Source organism: Paraflavitalea sp. CAU 1676 (genome assembly GCF_029223285.1).
Taxonomy (GTDB): domain Bacteria; phylum Bacteroidota; class Bacteroidia; order Chitinophagales; family Chitinophagaceae; genus Paraflavitalea.
In genome coordinates this window covers 61,106-75,447 of sequence record NZ_JARHUJ010000002.1, presented here as the reverse complement: position 1 = coordinate 75,447, position 14,342 = coordinate 61,106, and the positions used below count along the sequence as shown (strand labels likewise).

The window sequence follows — 14,342 nt, the reverse complement described above, 5'->3', positions numbered from 1 at the left end:
CTGCTGACCGGCTCATGCACACCCTTCTCCCACTGCCTCCGGATGCCCCTCCCAAAAACATACGATTGCGCAAGATTTCGCCCTAGCAGCCTGCCTTTCAGCAATTTTATCTACTTTGCTCCCCGCTAACGCACATCAAATTATTTCCCGTATGAATCGCAGATCATTTGTCAGAAACGCCGGACTTGCAACAGCCGGATTTGCCATCCTCTCGCCCAGCCAGGTATTTGCCCAACAACAAAAAGTACGGCTGGCTTTTATTGGAGTTGGCTTACGCGGACAAAATCACCTCGATAACGCCCTGCGCCGCAGCGACGTAGAAGTGGTGGCCATCTGCGATATCGACGACCGCATGCTGCAGATGTCGCTCGACCTTATCAAAAAATCGGGTAAACCTACCCCCCAGATATTCAAAGGCGATCCCAGTGCCTGGAAGAAAATGGTAGCACTCAAAGGGCTCGACGGTGTCATCATCGCCACTCCCTGGGAGATGCATACGCCCATGATCATCGGCACCCTCGAAGCCGGCATCAAATACATCGGCACCGAAGTGATCCTCGGCATCACCATGCAAGACCACTGGGATGTTGTAAAGGCAGCCGAACACCACCACGCACAGGTGATGATGATGGAGAACGTTTGCTATCGCCGCGATGTGATGGCCGTGCTCAACATGGTACGCCAGGGCCTCTTTGGGGAGATCCTGCACCTGCAAGGCGGCTACCAGCACGACCTGCGCGAAGTAAAATTCAACGATGGCAAAGAACCATACGGACACGGTGTTGAGTTTGGCGAAAAGGGCTTCTCCGAAGCCCGCTGGCGCACCAACCACTCCGTACACCGCAACGGCGACCTCTATCCCACACATGGAATTGGCCCGGTAGCCACCATGATCGATATCAACCGCGGCAACCGCTTCGTATCGTTGTCTAGCTTCTCCACCAAGGCAAGAGGTTTGCATGACTATATTGTAAAGAAGGGCGGCGAACAGCACCCCAATGCAAAGGTTGAGTTCAAACTGGGCGATGTGGTCACCACGCAGATACGTTGCGCCAACGGCGAAACCATCCTGCTGCAGCACGATACCAACCTGCCCCGCCCCTACTCGTTGGGCTTCCGGGTACAGGGAACCAAAGGGCTGTGGATGGATGTCAACCGTTCAATCTATATCGAAGGCGTGAGCCCCAAACCACACCAGTGGGAAGAAGCCAAAAGCTACCTGGATAAATACGACCACCCGCTGTGGAAACGCTGGAGCAAGGAAACCGAAGGCGCCGGACATGGAGGCATGGACTTCTTCGTACTGCATGCGTTCGTAGAATCCATCAAACGCAAAACGCCAACGCCCATGGACGTGTACGATGCAGCCGCCTGGAGCGCCATCACCCCGCTCAGCGAAATGAGCATCGAAAAGGGCAACCAGACGGTCGAATTCCCCGATTTCACCGGCGGACAATGGATGTACCGTAAGAACGATTTCGCCTTGAACGACCAGTATTAAGACCCAGCGACAAACAATAGAATAAGAACAGGATTTCGTGAAGAACAGGTAAAACATTTATGAACCTTAGCATAATAGAATCGGCGGCCCGGCATTTTGGGCAGGGAACACCCAAAGTTACCAGTCTTGGTAACGGACTCATTCACCATACCTATAAAGTGGAATATAGCGGCGAGGGCGCCAGCCAGGCCATCGTGCTGCAAAGCATCAACAGGCAGCTATTCCGTCATCCCGAAAACCTCATACACAATTACAAGCTCGTGTATGACGGCATCGTCAACGGCGACGGACTCAAACTTGCCCCGCTCATCGCTACCCACGAAGGCAACTGGTACTGGATCGATGAACCCAACCAACTATTTTGGCGGGCCACCGGATTCATCAATGGCTCTTACACACAAACCATTCCCAATACCGCAGAAGAAGTTTTCAAGACTGCGGAATGCTTTGGTCATTTTACCCGTTCGCTCAATAAGATAGATACCTCGCAACTAGAGGCCATCATCCCCCACTTCCACGATCTAGCTTTGCGGTACAGCCAGTTTGAAAAAGCCGTAGCGCAGGCCTCTATGCAGCGCCTGCTCCGCTCCACCCACATCATTGCCGAACTGAGACAACGTATACACCTCGTACAGTTCTATGAAAAAGTGCAGCAGCAGCCGGCCGACTTCCTCACGCGCGTGATGCACCACGACTGCAAACTCAGCAATATCCTGCTCGATGTCAATACCGATCAGGCCCTTTGCCCGGTGGACCTCGACACTGTAATGCCCGGCCTCTTTTTCTCTGATGTGGGCGATATGATCCGCAGCATGAGCCCCACCCGCGATGAGAACAGTACCGAATGGGAAGCCATCGCTATCAATGGCGACTTTTACAAAGCCATCATAGCCGGTTACCTGCAGGGTATTGGCGATAACCTTACACCTGCCGAAAAAGAGAACATTCACCAGGCCGGCCTCATCATGGTGTACATGCAGTCGCTCCGCTTTGTAGCCGACTACCTCAACGAAGACATTTACTACAAAACCACTTACCCCGAACAGAACCTGAACCGGGCATTGAACCAATTGATCTTACTGGAAAGATTGGAAGAATATTTACGCGAAGAAGGGATCGTCCAGGTTCAAAGACAGCGCGTTTATTGATCACAGCATACTATTGAAGTACCTGATCTCTTCTTCGAGGTTAAGGAATGGATAACGCTCCTGCAACTCTTTTGCTTTTACGGCGTGGCTCGCCAGAAATTTCTTATGCGCTTCCGTAGCGGGGTGAAAGGGTTTGTGCTTTCGGGCAATCACGATCTTCTGCACTTCCGCCGCCGCCTGTTGCGACTCCGCATCGGTATAATTTTTCATGAAATGCTCCAGCACAAAACTCGTAGCCGGGTAATTGGGATGCACCATATCGATATCGTAGAAGCGGTAATCCCGCAATACGTCGATCACCAGCTCATAGGCCGGGAAATAATACATGCGGTCAAACTTATTGACCAAATGGTGAACCACTTCCAGCAGGCGGGCCTTGCTACGGTTATTATCCACTACCCCATCACGGATATGCCGCACCGGGCTCACGGTAAAAATTACGCGTAGCGAAGGATTGAACTTCAGCACCTGGTAAAGACTATTATCAAGCACCGTATTGATCTCCTCGATCGTCATCAGGTGTTTGCGGAACCACTGGCCCGGCGCCCGGTGACAATTGGCCACCGCATGATCCCGGCCCGGGGCCACACTGCCCGTAGTATCAAAACCAATCTGCGCATCGGCAGGAGCATTATCTGTTAAGCGGTAAGAAAAGGCACTACCCAGCGTTATGATGAGCCATTTAGCTCTTTTTAGAAAGTCATGGGCGCGTTGCTGCGAAGCATTGATCATTTGCAGGCTTTCCTCCCAATCAACATGCGAAAACCGGCTATGGTGATGCCAGCTTTGCCACACTTCGTGCAGGTGAAACAGGTCACTCGCTGAATATTGTTTATTCTGTACGTACGACACCAGGCTGGCAGCCACACTGGCGGGATCAAACAAGATACCATTGGGATTCTGCAGCACATCAAACTTCAAATCCTGCAAGCTGTTGCCGATATGTTCGGTAAAGCAGGAGCCGGTCAATAAAATGGGTTCCCGGTAATTGACCAGGTCTTTGGGAGCGGGAATATTGATATCTAACATGAAGTCCATAGTCACCACGTTGAAATGATCAGCAAAACGTTAATGTGCAGCAAAGATAACATCTGCCTGGCGGCTGGCCTTCAGCAAGGCCTCTGTATTCAATACAGGCAGCAGTCCGGATAGTTCAAGGTAACCGATCATCCATTCCGTGTTCATATTGCCCACCAGGTCGTCATTGGCCATGGGGCAGCCGCCAATGCCTTTCAGGGCACCGTCTATCCGGCGGCAGCCGGCTTGTACAGCAGCTTCCAGTTTGGCCTGCTGGTTCAGCGGCGCAGCGTGTAAATGCACCCCGATCTCGGTATTGGGTAAAGCTTTTACCAGGTATTCCGTGATCGAACGCACCTGCTGCGGCGTGGCAACACCCACCGTATCCGCCAGTGAAATGATGCCGATATCCATCGCCACCAGTTTATCGACCCACTCGAATACCAGTTCTGCCGAATAAGGATCGCCATAAGGATTACCAAAACCCATGGATATATATACTACCAATTGCTTGCCCGATTTAATGCACAGGTTCTGGATCTCCTGCACCCGCCCGAGCGAAGCGGCGATGGTGCTATTCGTATTACGCAATTGAAAAGTCTCGGAGATGGAGAAGGGGAAGCCGAGGAAACTCACCTGCTCAAAAGCTACTGCATCCTGCGCCCCACGCTCATTGGCAACGATCGTCAGCAACCTCGTGTTGGAGCCGCTGAGGTCCAGCCGGGCCAGCACCTCCTTCGTATCGACCATTTGCGGGATTGCCTTGGCCGACACAAAACTGCCGCAATCGAGCGTATCGAAACCTACCTGCAGTAAAGTATTGAGGTAGTCAACCTTCTCTTCCGTAGGGATAAATGACTTCCAGCCCTGCATGGCATCCCTTGGACATTCAACAAGCTTAACCAATTCCTGCATAATTGCCTTTTTGGGAAGCAAAGGTAGCATTCCCCGCGAATTGCCCCCAGAAAGCAACATTTTTGCTGTAAAAGCGATATTATAGTATACCGATCCCTGTAATACGCATGAAACACCTATTGACCCTCTTTACCCTACTGATTGCCTGCTATTGTTCCCTGGCGCAAAGCATCGTAGATACTACTTATGACTACACTGGCACAAGGATCATACGATATGGCAAGTTTGATTCGGCCCAGCGTTGCTGGCGGCTGTACGAACTCCAACGAAATGGCAGCACAGCGGCCGTCACCAAACTCGATCCGGTAAACTTTCAACCCCTCGATTCCATGACCACCTACTACCCCAATGGACAGATCGCATTTGTACTGCCCCATCAATTGGGGTACATATGGGGTAATTTCGTGGCCTACTACCCATCGGGCAGGGTAAAACAAACCGGAACTTACTATAGAGGTTTTAAAAGCGGACGTTGGGTGGAATACTATCCCGAAGGCCAACTACAATCTGAGCGCTTTTATGCCCTTAGCCAGGAAGACTCGACGTTTCAACGACCTTTATCAGCAGAAGATTTTGCCCGCTCCTTTGCAGTCGTAGAAAAGCTTGTTTACGGAGAGCCTGACTCCCTGAAAGCCTTAACTCCAAGCCATGGGTATTACAGGGCTACTTACGAGTTCAAGGTGCTCGTACCTGCCAAAACCGGCATCTGGAAACAATACAATGAAAAAGGGAGAGTAATAAGTAAATTCAAATACGGAAGGAGCAATAAGACCAACAGCAAATAACTGCTTCAAAAATCCACCCAACATTGTCCAGGAACACGTACAGCCGCAAACGCAGGCACGAGCGACAACAGGTACCGGCCGACGACCGGCGGGTAACCTTCGTTGCCATAGTGGTTATCGTGGCTGGCAGTGCGTCATCCCTTCATCCGGTGCTTCATCGACTCATACAGGATCATACCAGCTGCCACCGATACGTTGAGCGATTCGAAATCGCCAGCCATCGGGATCTTGAACACCTCGTCGCAGATCTTCAGCAAACCAGGAAACACGCCCTTATCCTCACTGCCCATGATCACACAGGCAGGTTCGGTCAGCGGCAGGTCGAACACCATTTTGGTCGCCGTCATTTCAGCCGCAAACACCTTGATGCCGTTCAGGTGCAGACTGTCTACCGCCTTCATCAAACTATTCACCCGGCAAACATGGATCTTCTCCAACGCACCTGCCGATGATTTCATGGCTTCTTCATTCAGTGCCCCCACTCCTTTATCGGGAATGATCAGCGCCTGCGCCCCGCAACATACTGCCGTGCGGGCAATGGCGCCAATATTGCGCACGTCCGTTACGCCATCGAGCATTACGAACAAAGGCGTTTCGCCGGCGCCCACCACATGGTCGATCACCTGCTGCAGATCGAGGTATTGAACCAGCCCGGCAATAGCGATACACCCCTGGTGATTGGCCTTCGTAAGGCCATTCAGCTTTTCAGGAGGCACTTGTTGAATGGGAATATTTTGTTCACGCGCCAGCTGGCGGATGGTGCCGATGGCATCGCCCGTTACATTTCGCTGAAACAATATCTTATCGATCGGGCGGCCCGATTGAATGGCCTCGATGATCGGCTGTCGTCCGATGATCATTGCCGATTTCTTAATGCCAGGTTTCTTATGATATCCTTCCATCTGCCAACATCAGTTTAACTTTTAAGATCGCAGCCACCGACACCGAATCGGTGATCCTGCCTTCCTCCACCATTTGGTAAGCTTCTTCAAAAGGCAGCTTACGTACCTGTAATTGCTCCGTTTCTTCGGGGCAAGCCGTTTCCTGCCGCAGGTCCCTGGCCACATAGATCAGGGAATGTTCATCGCTAACAGAGTTCGACAAGTGCATTTCCATGATCTTGGTCCACTGCCCGGCCACCAAACCAGTCTCTTCCAGCAACTCACGCTTTGCTGAGTCCAATGGGTCGAAATGAAAAGGGCCGCCACCTTCGGGTATTTCCCAACTGTACTGGTTCAGCGGAAAACGATACTGGCCCACCAACCAGGTATTCAGTTCTTCGTCGAGCGGCAACACACCAATGGCATAACCCTTAAAATGCACTTTCCCATAAATACCCTTGCCACCGGATGGGTTGATCACATCGAATTCCGTAACGCTTATCCAGGGGTTGTCGTAGATCGTCTTTTCGCCATTGATCTGCCAGGGATTGTGCTGCTCATTCATGCCGCGAAAATAGGAAAAGAATGCCGGGCACAAAAAAAGCCCCACTCTCGCGGGGCTCTTCTGTTTTTTTCAGCAACTATTTGGAACTAAATGCCTTTTTGATCTTGCTCACATAGTCCAGCTTCTCCCAGGTAAACAGCTCCACTTTCTTCTTAACAGTCTTACCATCTGGTGATGTGAAAGTCTTTTCCACAACCTCAGGCTTGCGGCCCATGTGGCCGTAAGCTGCCGTTTCACTATAAATAGGGTTGCGCAATTTCAAACGTTGCTCGATGAAGTAAGGACGCATGTCGAATACTTCAGATACTTTCTTCGCGATCTGACCATCGGTCAGTTTCACTTTTGCAGTACCATAAGTATTTACATAAATACCCATGGGTTGTGCCACACCGATCGCGTAAGATACCTGCACGAGTACTTCGTCGCAGATACCGGCAGCCACCAGGTTCTTCGCAATATGACGGGTAGCATAAGCAGCAGAACGGTCAACCTTGGAAGGATCTTTTCCGCTGAAGGCGCCACCACCGTGCGCACCCTTACCACCGTACGTGTCTACGATGATCTTACGACCGGTTAAGCCGGTATCACCGTGAGGTCCGCCGATCACGAACTTACCGGTTGGGTTGATATGATACTTGATCTTATTGTTGAACAGGTGCGCGATCTTCTTATTCTTGGCAATGATGCGGGGGATCAGGATATTCACCATATCCTTCTTGATCTGATCCTGCATTTTGGTTTCAGAAGCGAAATCATCGTGCTGGGTAGAGATCACGATCGCATCGATACGTACAGGCTTGTTGTTGTCATCGTACTCGAGCGTTACCTGGCTTTTCGCATCAGGACGCAGGTACTTGATCTGCTTGCCTTCGCGGCGAAGGATAGCCAGCTCCAGCAATAATTTGTGGGCCAGGTCCAATGCCAGGGGCATATAGTCTTCCGTTTCGTTGGTAGCGTATCCAAACATCATACCCTGGTCGCCGGCGCCTTGCTCTTCTTTCTTCTTGCGGTCAACACCCTGGTTGATATCGGCCGACTGCTCGTGAATAGCAGACAGTACACCACAGGAACTGGCCTCGAACATGTACTCGCTCTTGGTGTAACCAATTTTACGGATCACGTTACGGGCAATTTCCTGAACATCGAGGTAAGCAGAAGACTTTACCTCACCTGCCAATACCACCTGGCCGGTAGTTACCAGTGTTTCGCAGGCAACCTTCGACTGGGGATCAAACGCAAGAAAATTATCGATCAACGCATCAGAGATCTGATCGGCTACCTTGTCGGGATGCCCTTCAGATACGCTCTCCGAAGTAAATAAATAAGGCATGACTATTAGATTTTGAAAAGGTTAGACAGAATAATTAATGGGTTTTAAGACAGGCGCAAAGATAAGCGCCCAACTTAAATTTTAGAATAAATAATTCGTACACGCATCTTCTGTGTCGGGTGACTACCTCCACCTGCTACCAGCCTGCCATTGGCAACCGGGCTGTTTACGTACACAAAAGTCGGCCAGGCTTTCGACACCGCATTGGCGTCCTGGTAATAGGGATCCGTGTAGAGCGGCGCATAGATACGCAACAGGTAATAAGGCTGCTTCTTCGTCACAACGCTTTGCAGGTACCTGGACAAAGTAAACACATACTTTTTGTTCAGGTAATTACCTCCCAGGGTTGCAATATCATAAGAACCCGTCTGGGAATTAGGAATATAATCGTTCCGTATGGTCAGCGTAGAATCACCGGTCGCCGTTTTGGCATCGATAAACATCAATGGCGGCGTGGTGTAAATATTGTCAAGTTGAGAAGGGATCTGCTCGATGATCAGCTCCGCACGGTGAATAACCCGGTTTACCTGGGCAAAGGTGTCCAGACCCAGTACTTTCACGGTAGCATAAGAACCCGGAGATGATTGGATATACACCTTGTCGTCTACAGGGTTGCCATTCTCGAGGTATTGCTTGTAACCATGTGCCGCCTGGCGGGTGATCAGGTTAGCCTGCGTACCACTATTGTAAGCGAACGCCTGGGTGGTCGTGTCGATCACACCATTGTTCGTAACCCGTGTATAAAAAGTAAGCTTGGTATTCGTTGTGTTCGTGAGCGAGAAGTAAGCCAATCCGGTCTTGTTGGCAGAAGCCCCACTGTTGGTCTTGATCGCAAGCCCCTTGAAATAGGTCTTGAACGCGGAGTCGTTCTTGTATTGAACAGCCGTATCGAAATTCACGAACTGGCGGCCAAAAGCAGTATCCAGCTTGATCCGCAATTCATTGATGGTTCTTACGGTATCCTTGCCATTCCTGTAAAGTACTGAATCGTTCAGTATTTTGAAGTCGACATCCCTGCTGCCCAGTACACCTGGTAACACGGCGAAATCGGGTTCGTCGACCCGGTAAAGGGAGTCTTTGAAATTATTGGTTGCCGGATCGATCTGGTAAACCTCATAACGCTGAATGGCGTTCGAGTCGCCGTAAAAGCCACCGAAAGACAGAGACAGTACAATGGAATCGATCACCACGGAATCCTTTACCGCAAATGGGCTGGTGCCATAAGTAGCCGGGCTGAAGTTGGAATAGATCCTGGCATCGGTGCTGCCAAATTCAGGATCATCGGAGATGATGCCCAAAGCATGGAGCGAAGAACCATCGACCCGGGTAGAGTCGGGATATAGGAAATTATCGGTCTGCACATCGAGAACTGTTTCAAACGTCTTCACGTTATCTACAGCGGGGATCAGTTCATTGCCAAGGTCGGTAGTATCTACTTTTGTACAGGAGCTATAAATGGTCAATCCGGTCAAAGCAGCTAAGACAGATAGAAAAATTTTCCTATTCACTTGTGATTGTTAACAGTTTACGGAATTAAAGCCTATTTGGCAAGGTCGGTATACAATTGCAAATAGTCTGTTAAATCGGACTCAGCATTATAGGTAAGCACTTTCTTACCTTTCACCTTACCAAACTCCTCAACCAGTTTCTTATCAACTTTTTCTGCTCCGAATGTAACTGCATCGGCATAAGTAGCGCCGCCACGCATCATGGCCAGGTTGTTCAGCTCCTTGAAAGGTTCGAGGTCCTTGTCTTTGATATTGGGGCTGATGTTGGCCAGCTTCAGGAAGTCGGGACTTAATTTTTCTTTAAAGCTGGTATTACCCATCGTATAGATCACCTTACTATGGGCAAATACAGGTTCTTTTTTATACGCAGTCTTTTGATACAGGGGAATAAGGCCGGTCATCCAGCCACTGCAATGAATGATGTCCGGAGGCCAACCGAATTTCTTCACGGTCTCCAGGGCACCCTTACAGAAGAAAACAGTGCGCAGACCATTGTCGTCGAACCATTTTTCTTCGTCGTCATGGAAGATCGACTTGCGTTTGAACAGGTCTTCGTTATCGAGAAAATAAACCTGCAGGCGGGCATTGGGGAGAGAAGCAACTTTGATCTGGAGAGGGAAATCATCATTGTCGACCGAAACATTGATACCCGACAATCTAACTACCTCGTGGAGCCTGTGTCTCCTCTCATTGATCACCCCGAAACGAGGCATAATGCAACGAACTTCGAAACCACCTTCATTTGCCTTTATCGCCAGCCGGTTAACAGTTTCCGAAAATTCTGTCAGCTCCAGATAAGGAGACATTTCGTTGGCAATAAATAAAATTCTTTTCTTTGTCAGCATTATGAAATTAATTGGTTGCGATAAACCATTTTTAAAAACAGGGTGCAAAGTTAAGGTATTTTATTAGAAAAATGGGCGGCATAGCCCGTTCCATGCTTTTAAACGTCTCAAAATGATCATTTTTAAGCAGGCGACTGACCTCCACAGGTACCTCGCCAGGCAGCGATCGATGCAACAGCAAACAGGCTTCGTTCCCACCATGGGAGCCTTGCACGAAGGGCATATTACACTTATCAGGGAGGCCCGCCGGCATACGGACTTTGTCGTTTGCAGCATCTTCGTGAACCCCACTCAGTTCAACGATCCCAACGACTATAAAAAATATCCCAATACCCTGGATAAGGATATTTATTTGTTGGAACAGGCAGGGACACATGCGCTTTTTCTTCCATCTGTGAACGAAATGTATCCCGATGGATTGCAGCAACTCGAGCACTACAACCTCGGCTATCTCGAAACCTTACTCGAAGGCGCCTTTCGCCCCGGTCATTTCCAGGGCGTATGCCAGGTCATGGCCCGGTTGCTGAACATGGTACAGCCCGACCAACTCTTCATGGGCCAGAAAGACTACCAGCAATGCATGGTAGTAAAGTGGCTGCTCCGCCACCTGCACATGAACGGCACCCAATTCATACCCGTGCCTACCGTTCGGGAAACCGACGGCCTCGCCATGAGCAGCCGCAATCTCCGCCTGCCCCTGGCCGACCGCCAGAAGGCCACCGCCATCTACCTGGCACTCGACCATCTCCGCAGCCACCTCTCCCCCGGCCCGCTGGCCCCCCTGGTGGAGGAAGCCTCCGGTATCCTCGAAAAAGAAGGATTCAGGATTGATTATGTGGCAGTTGGAGATGCAGACAACCTTTCGCCGGTCGATTCATGGGACGGAAAACAGGCCCTGGTAGCCCTGGTAGCTGCATTTTTAGGCGAGGTAAGGCTGATAGACAATATGGTCATCGCGCGATAATCCATATTAACATTTTGATTGATCTGTCAACAACTAACTAACGTTAGAAAATCAGTAAACTTTTATAGCTTTGCAGCCGTTTTTATAAACGCAACAAAATTGCACCCTGCAAATCCTCCGGCTAAAATCCGTTGCAGGCAACAAAGTAGTTGCGCCGAAATCATCCCCAAAAACACAAACAAAAAGGCATCATGGATATAGAAGTGCTCAAGTCCAAAGTTCACAGAGCAGTGATCACAGAAGCTAACCTCAACTACGTGGGTAGTCTCACCCTCGACGAAGACCTGATGGATGCAGCCAATATGATCGAACATGAAAAGATCCAGGTGGTGAATGTCAACAACGGATCCCGTATCGAAACCTACCTCATCAAAGGAAAACGCGGATCTGGCGTGTGCTGCCTCAATGGCCCCGCCGCCCGTCAGGGCGCCGCCGGCGATATCGTGATCATCATCTCCTACGCACGCATGGATTTCGAAAAAGCCAAAACTTTTAAACCCTGGTTGGTATTTCCCAAAGAAGGCAATAAATTATAACAATACCGTTATAATAACATTCCCGTGATATATTGTCCCTATTTTTGCCTGGAACACTAACCCGCCACTTACTTATGAATAAGAAGAAGATTGTCAGTTACCTGCAGTATGCATTATTCCTGGGCCTGGCAATATTTCTTGTGTGGTGGTCGGTTAAAAAGATTCCCGACACAGAGTGGACCAATATCAAAACAGCCATCCAAAAAGCAAGGTACTGGCTCATTATCCCCATCATGGGCGCCCTATTGCTCAGTCATTACAGCAGGGCCCTGCGCTGGAAGATACTGATGGAGCCGCTGGGCTACAAACCCCGCACCTCCAATACCTACCTCGCCGTGCTGATCGGCTATATGGCCAACCTCGCCTTTCCCCGCCTCGGAGAAGTACTTAAATGCACCGTGCTCGCCCGTTACGAAAAAGTACCGGCCGATAAACTGGTTGGTACCATCGTGGCCGAAAGAGCGTTCGATGTGATCTGCCTGGTGGTGGTCATTACCCTCGCTACCCTCTCCCAGCTCGATGTGATTGGCGGGTTCGTAGGCAGCCAGGTCAACACCATCATCGATTCCAAAGCCAGTCAGCTCACGCCCACTAAGATCACCATCATGGTGACGGCCCTGCTCATGGTGGTAGGCGGAACTATCTTCGTATTCAAAAAATTCTCCCATATCGGCCTCATCCAAAAGATCAAAACGATCCTGGCGGGTGTATGGGGCGGCATCACCAGCATTCGTTACCTGAAAAAGAAAGGCTGGTTCATCTTTCACTCCATCTTCATCTGGACCATGTACCTGCTGAGCGTATGGATCGGCTTCTACGCCCTCGAAGAAACCTCCATTTACGGTATCAAGGAAGCCTTGTCGGTATTGTCTACCGGTAGCCTTGCTATGATCGTGCCCACACCGGGTGGCCTCGGCGTGTACCACATATTCGTACAACAAACACTCGCCCTCTATGGCCTTAATGAAGGCATCGGGCTAGCCTTTGGACTGCTCATGTGGACGGTTCAATTCTTCCAGATGCTCATCAGTGGATTTGTTGCCTTAGCTTTGCTGCCATATTTCAACAAGACGCAAAAAGCTTCCTATGCGCAGAGCGGACATCATCGAGAAAAAGATCTTCAGTCTTCCTGATTTGGTAAGAAGGATCGCCCAGTGGCGCCTCACCGGTAAAACCGTTGCCTTCACCAACGGCGTATTTGATATCATGCATCGTGGCCACATCGCCTCTCTCTCGCAGGCAGCCGGCGAAGCAGATTACCTCGTAGTAGGCCTCAATTCCGACGCATCCACCAAACGCCTCAAAGGCGATAGCCGACCCATCAACGACGAGCAGGCACGCGCTACCGTGATGGCAGCCCTCCTGATGGTAGATGCTGTTGTGCTGTTTGATGAAGACACGCCCCTGGAACTCATCAAAGCCGTGCTGCCGGATGTACTGGTAAAAGGCGGCGACTATACCGAAGAGCAGATCGTAGGCGCCAAAGAAGTAAAAGCCAACGGTGGTAAAGTGGTCATCAATCCCATCGTGGAAGGATACTCCACCACAGGCATCATCGGGAAGATCAATAAGCTGTAGGATTTACAATCTGTACATTCGCTCCACCTCTTGCACGATCTGTTCCATCTCGCGCTCATTGCCCTGGGGATCATAGGGCTGCTTGAGGTTACTATTGAAGAAGAAAGCCACGGTTTGGTACATACGGGCTGTAAATCCCCCTTTATATTCCTTGATGATCTCGTAACAATTGTTGCCTGTTTGCCGGTTGATGAGCTTCATCAATACTTTACCCTGGTATACTGACAGGTTGCTGAGCGGATCGGCAAACTCCTTTTTCAACTCCTTCTCCCGCGTCTTCAGGTATTTCTTGCGCTCCTCTTTATCGGTTACCCCCGCCAGCTTCGCATTGATCTCGTTGATGATATACCCCGATTTCCGGGCATAGGGATAGGTAACGTAAATTGCATTGCGCAGGCGTGTCCATTCCTGTCTTTTCTTCAATAAATGTTTGGGATACGGGGCCGTCACCCAATACCACTCAAGTGTGCCGGAAGGGATCAGTTGATTGTTGGCGATGATGGCAGGAACAGGAATAGTGTCATTGGGCCCCAGCGCCGGTTGCTCCACACCGGGAGGTAATACCGGAATCGTATCCTTAGCTTGCCCGGAGGCGATCGTGCTGATCGCCAGGAAGCCAAGGACCATCATAAAACAATTGCATATGTTGCGCAGGGAGACCATTGTTCTCACACAAAATAGTAATTATTCCTAAGGAATAATACCCGTAGGACAAACTAAGTAACCCGGTTTGCTGCAAATTATTTCGTTAAATATTGCCAGTTGCGAA

General features: G+C 50.1%; 15 protein-coding genes. 7 read left to right on the top strand and 8 right to left on the bottom strand.

Annotated elements, in window-relative coordinates; genetic code table 11:
• Nucleotides 1-151 precede the first annotated feature (151 nt).
• Together P2H89_RS05090 and P2H89_RS05085 are read left to right on the top strand one after the other, a co-directional pair.
• On the top strand, nt 152-1,501 hold the full coding sequence (locus P2H89_RS05090) for a Gfo/Idh/MocA family oxidoreductase (protein WP_275825458.1): 1,350 nt from the start codon (nt 152-154) through the stop codon (nt 1,499-1,501).
• A 59-nt stretch (nt 1,502-1,560) separates the two neighbouring features.
• Nucleotides 1,561-2,649, top strand: a complete 1,089-nt coding sequence (locus P2H89_RS05085) for a phosphotransferase (RefSeq protein ID WP_275825457.1) — start codon at nt 1,561-1,563, stop codon at nt 2,647-2,649.
• Here the strand turns inward: P2H89_RS05085 and P2H89_RS05080 are convergent, their stop codons facing one another.
• Entirely contained in the window at nt 2,650-3,687 is a 1,038-nt protein-coding gene (locus P2H89_RS05080) for a GSCFA domain-containing protein (RefSeq protein WP_275825456.1), read from the bottom strand.
• A 30-nt stretch (nt 3,688-3,717) separates the two neighbouring features.
• Complete coding sequence (locus P2H89_RS05075) at nt 3,718-4,581, bottom strand: hydroxymethylglutaryl-CoA lyase (RefSeq protein WP_275825455.1); 864 nt, start codon at nt 4,579-4,581, stop codon at nt 3,718-3,720.
• A gap of 107 nt (nt 4,582-4,688) precedes the next feature.
• Between P2H89_RS05075 and P2H89_RS05070 the strand changes: the two genes are divergently transcribed.
• On the top strand, nt 4,689-5,366 hold the full coding sequence (locus P2H89_RS05070) for a hypothetical protein (protein WP_275825454.1): 678 nt from the start codon (nt 4,689-4,691) through the stop codon (nt 5,364-5,366).
• Nucleotides 5,367-5,500: 134 nt separating this feature from the next.
• Here the strand turns inward: P2H89_RS05070 and rlmB are convergent, their stop codons facing one another.
• From rlmB to P2H89_RS05045, 5 genes are all read right to left on the bottom strand, one after another.
• Nucleotides 5,501-6,268, bottom strand: a complete 768-nt coding sequence (rlmB, locus tag P2H89_RS05065) for a 23S rRNA (guanosine(2251)-2'-O)-methyltransferase RlmB (RefSeq protein ID WP_275825453.1) — start codon at nt 6,266-6,268, stop codon at nt 5,501-5,503.
• Nucleotides 6,252-6,812, bottom strand: a complete 561-nt coding sequence (locus tag P2H89_RS05060) for an NUDIX hydrolase (RefSeq protein WP_275825452.1) — start codon at nt 6,810-6,812, stop codon at nt 6,252-6,254. The genes rlmB and P2H89_RS05060 overlap by 17 nt, the downstream gene beginning before the upstream one ends.
• A 76-nt stretch (nt 6,813-6,888) precedes the next feature.
• Nucleotides 6,889-8,142: a methionine adenosyltransferase gene (gene metK / locus P2H89_RS05055; RefSeq protein ID WP_275825451.1), complete on the bottom strand. Its 1,254-nt coding sequence runs from the start codon at nt 8,140-8,142 to the stop codon at nt 6,889-6,891.
• Between the two features lie 74 nt (nt 8,143-8,216).
• Nucleotides 8,217-9,650, bottom strand: a complete 1,434-nt coding sequence (locus P2H89_RS05050) for a DUF4270 family protein (RefSeq protein ID WP_275825450.1) — start codon at nt 9,648-9,650, stop codon at nt 8,217-8,219.
• 32 nt (nt 9,651-9,682) lie between these two features.
• Nucleotides 9,683-10,495: a glycogen/starch synthase gene (locus P2H89_RS05045; protein WP_275825449.1), complete on the bottom strand. Its 813-nt coding sequence runs from the start codon at nt 10,493-10,495 to the stop codon at nt 9,683-9,685.
• A gap of 112 nt (nt 10,496-10,607) precedes the next feature.
• On the opposite strand from P2H89_RS05045, the gene panC reads away from it, so the two are divergent.
• From panC to rfaE2, 4 genes are all read left to right on the top strand, one after another.
• Nucleotides 10,608-11,459, top strand: coding sequence for a pantoate--beta-alanine ligase (panC, locus tag P2H89_RS05040; RefSeq protein ID WP_275825448.1), 852 nt, complete (start codon nt 10,608-10,610; stop codon nt 11,457-11,459).
• A 191-nt stretch (nt 11,460-11,650) separates the two neighbouring features.
• Entirely contained in the window at nt 11,651-11,995 is a 345-nt protein-coding gene (gene panD / locus P2H89_RS05035; protein WP_167289384.1) for an aspartate 1-decarboxylase, read from the top strand.
• A gap of 74 nt (nt 11,996-12,069) precedes the next feature.
• Nucleotides 12,070-13,128, top strand: a complete 1,059-nt coding sequence (locus P2H89_RS05030; protein WP_275825447.1) for a lysylphosphatidylglycerol synthase transmembrane domain-containing protein — start codon at nt 12,070-12,072, stop codon at nt 13,126-13,128.
• A complete protein-coding gene (gene rfaE2 / locus P2H89_RS05025; protein WP_275825446.1) occupies nt 13,082-13,573 on the top strand; it encodes a D-glycero-beta-D-manno-heptose 1-phosphate adenylyltransferase in 492 nt (163 codons plus the stop codon). The genes P2H89_RS05030 and rfaE2 overlap by 47 nt, the downstream gene beginning before the upstream one ends.
• Before the next feature lie 3 nt (nt 13,574-13,576).
• Here rfaE2 and P2H89_RS05020 read toward each other — a convergent pair whose 3' ends face one another.
• Nucleotides 13,577-14,236, bottom strand: coding sequence for a DUF4294 domain-containing protein (locus P2H89_RS05020; protein WP_275826336.1), 660 nt, complete (start codon nt 14,234-14,236; stop codon nt 13,577-13,579).
• Between the last annotated feature and the right edge of the window lie 106 nt (nt 14,237-14,342).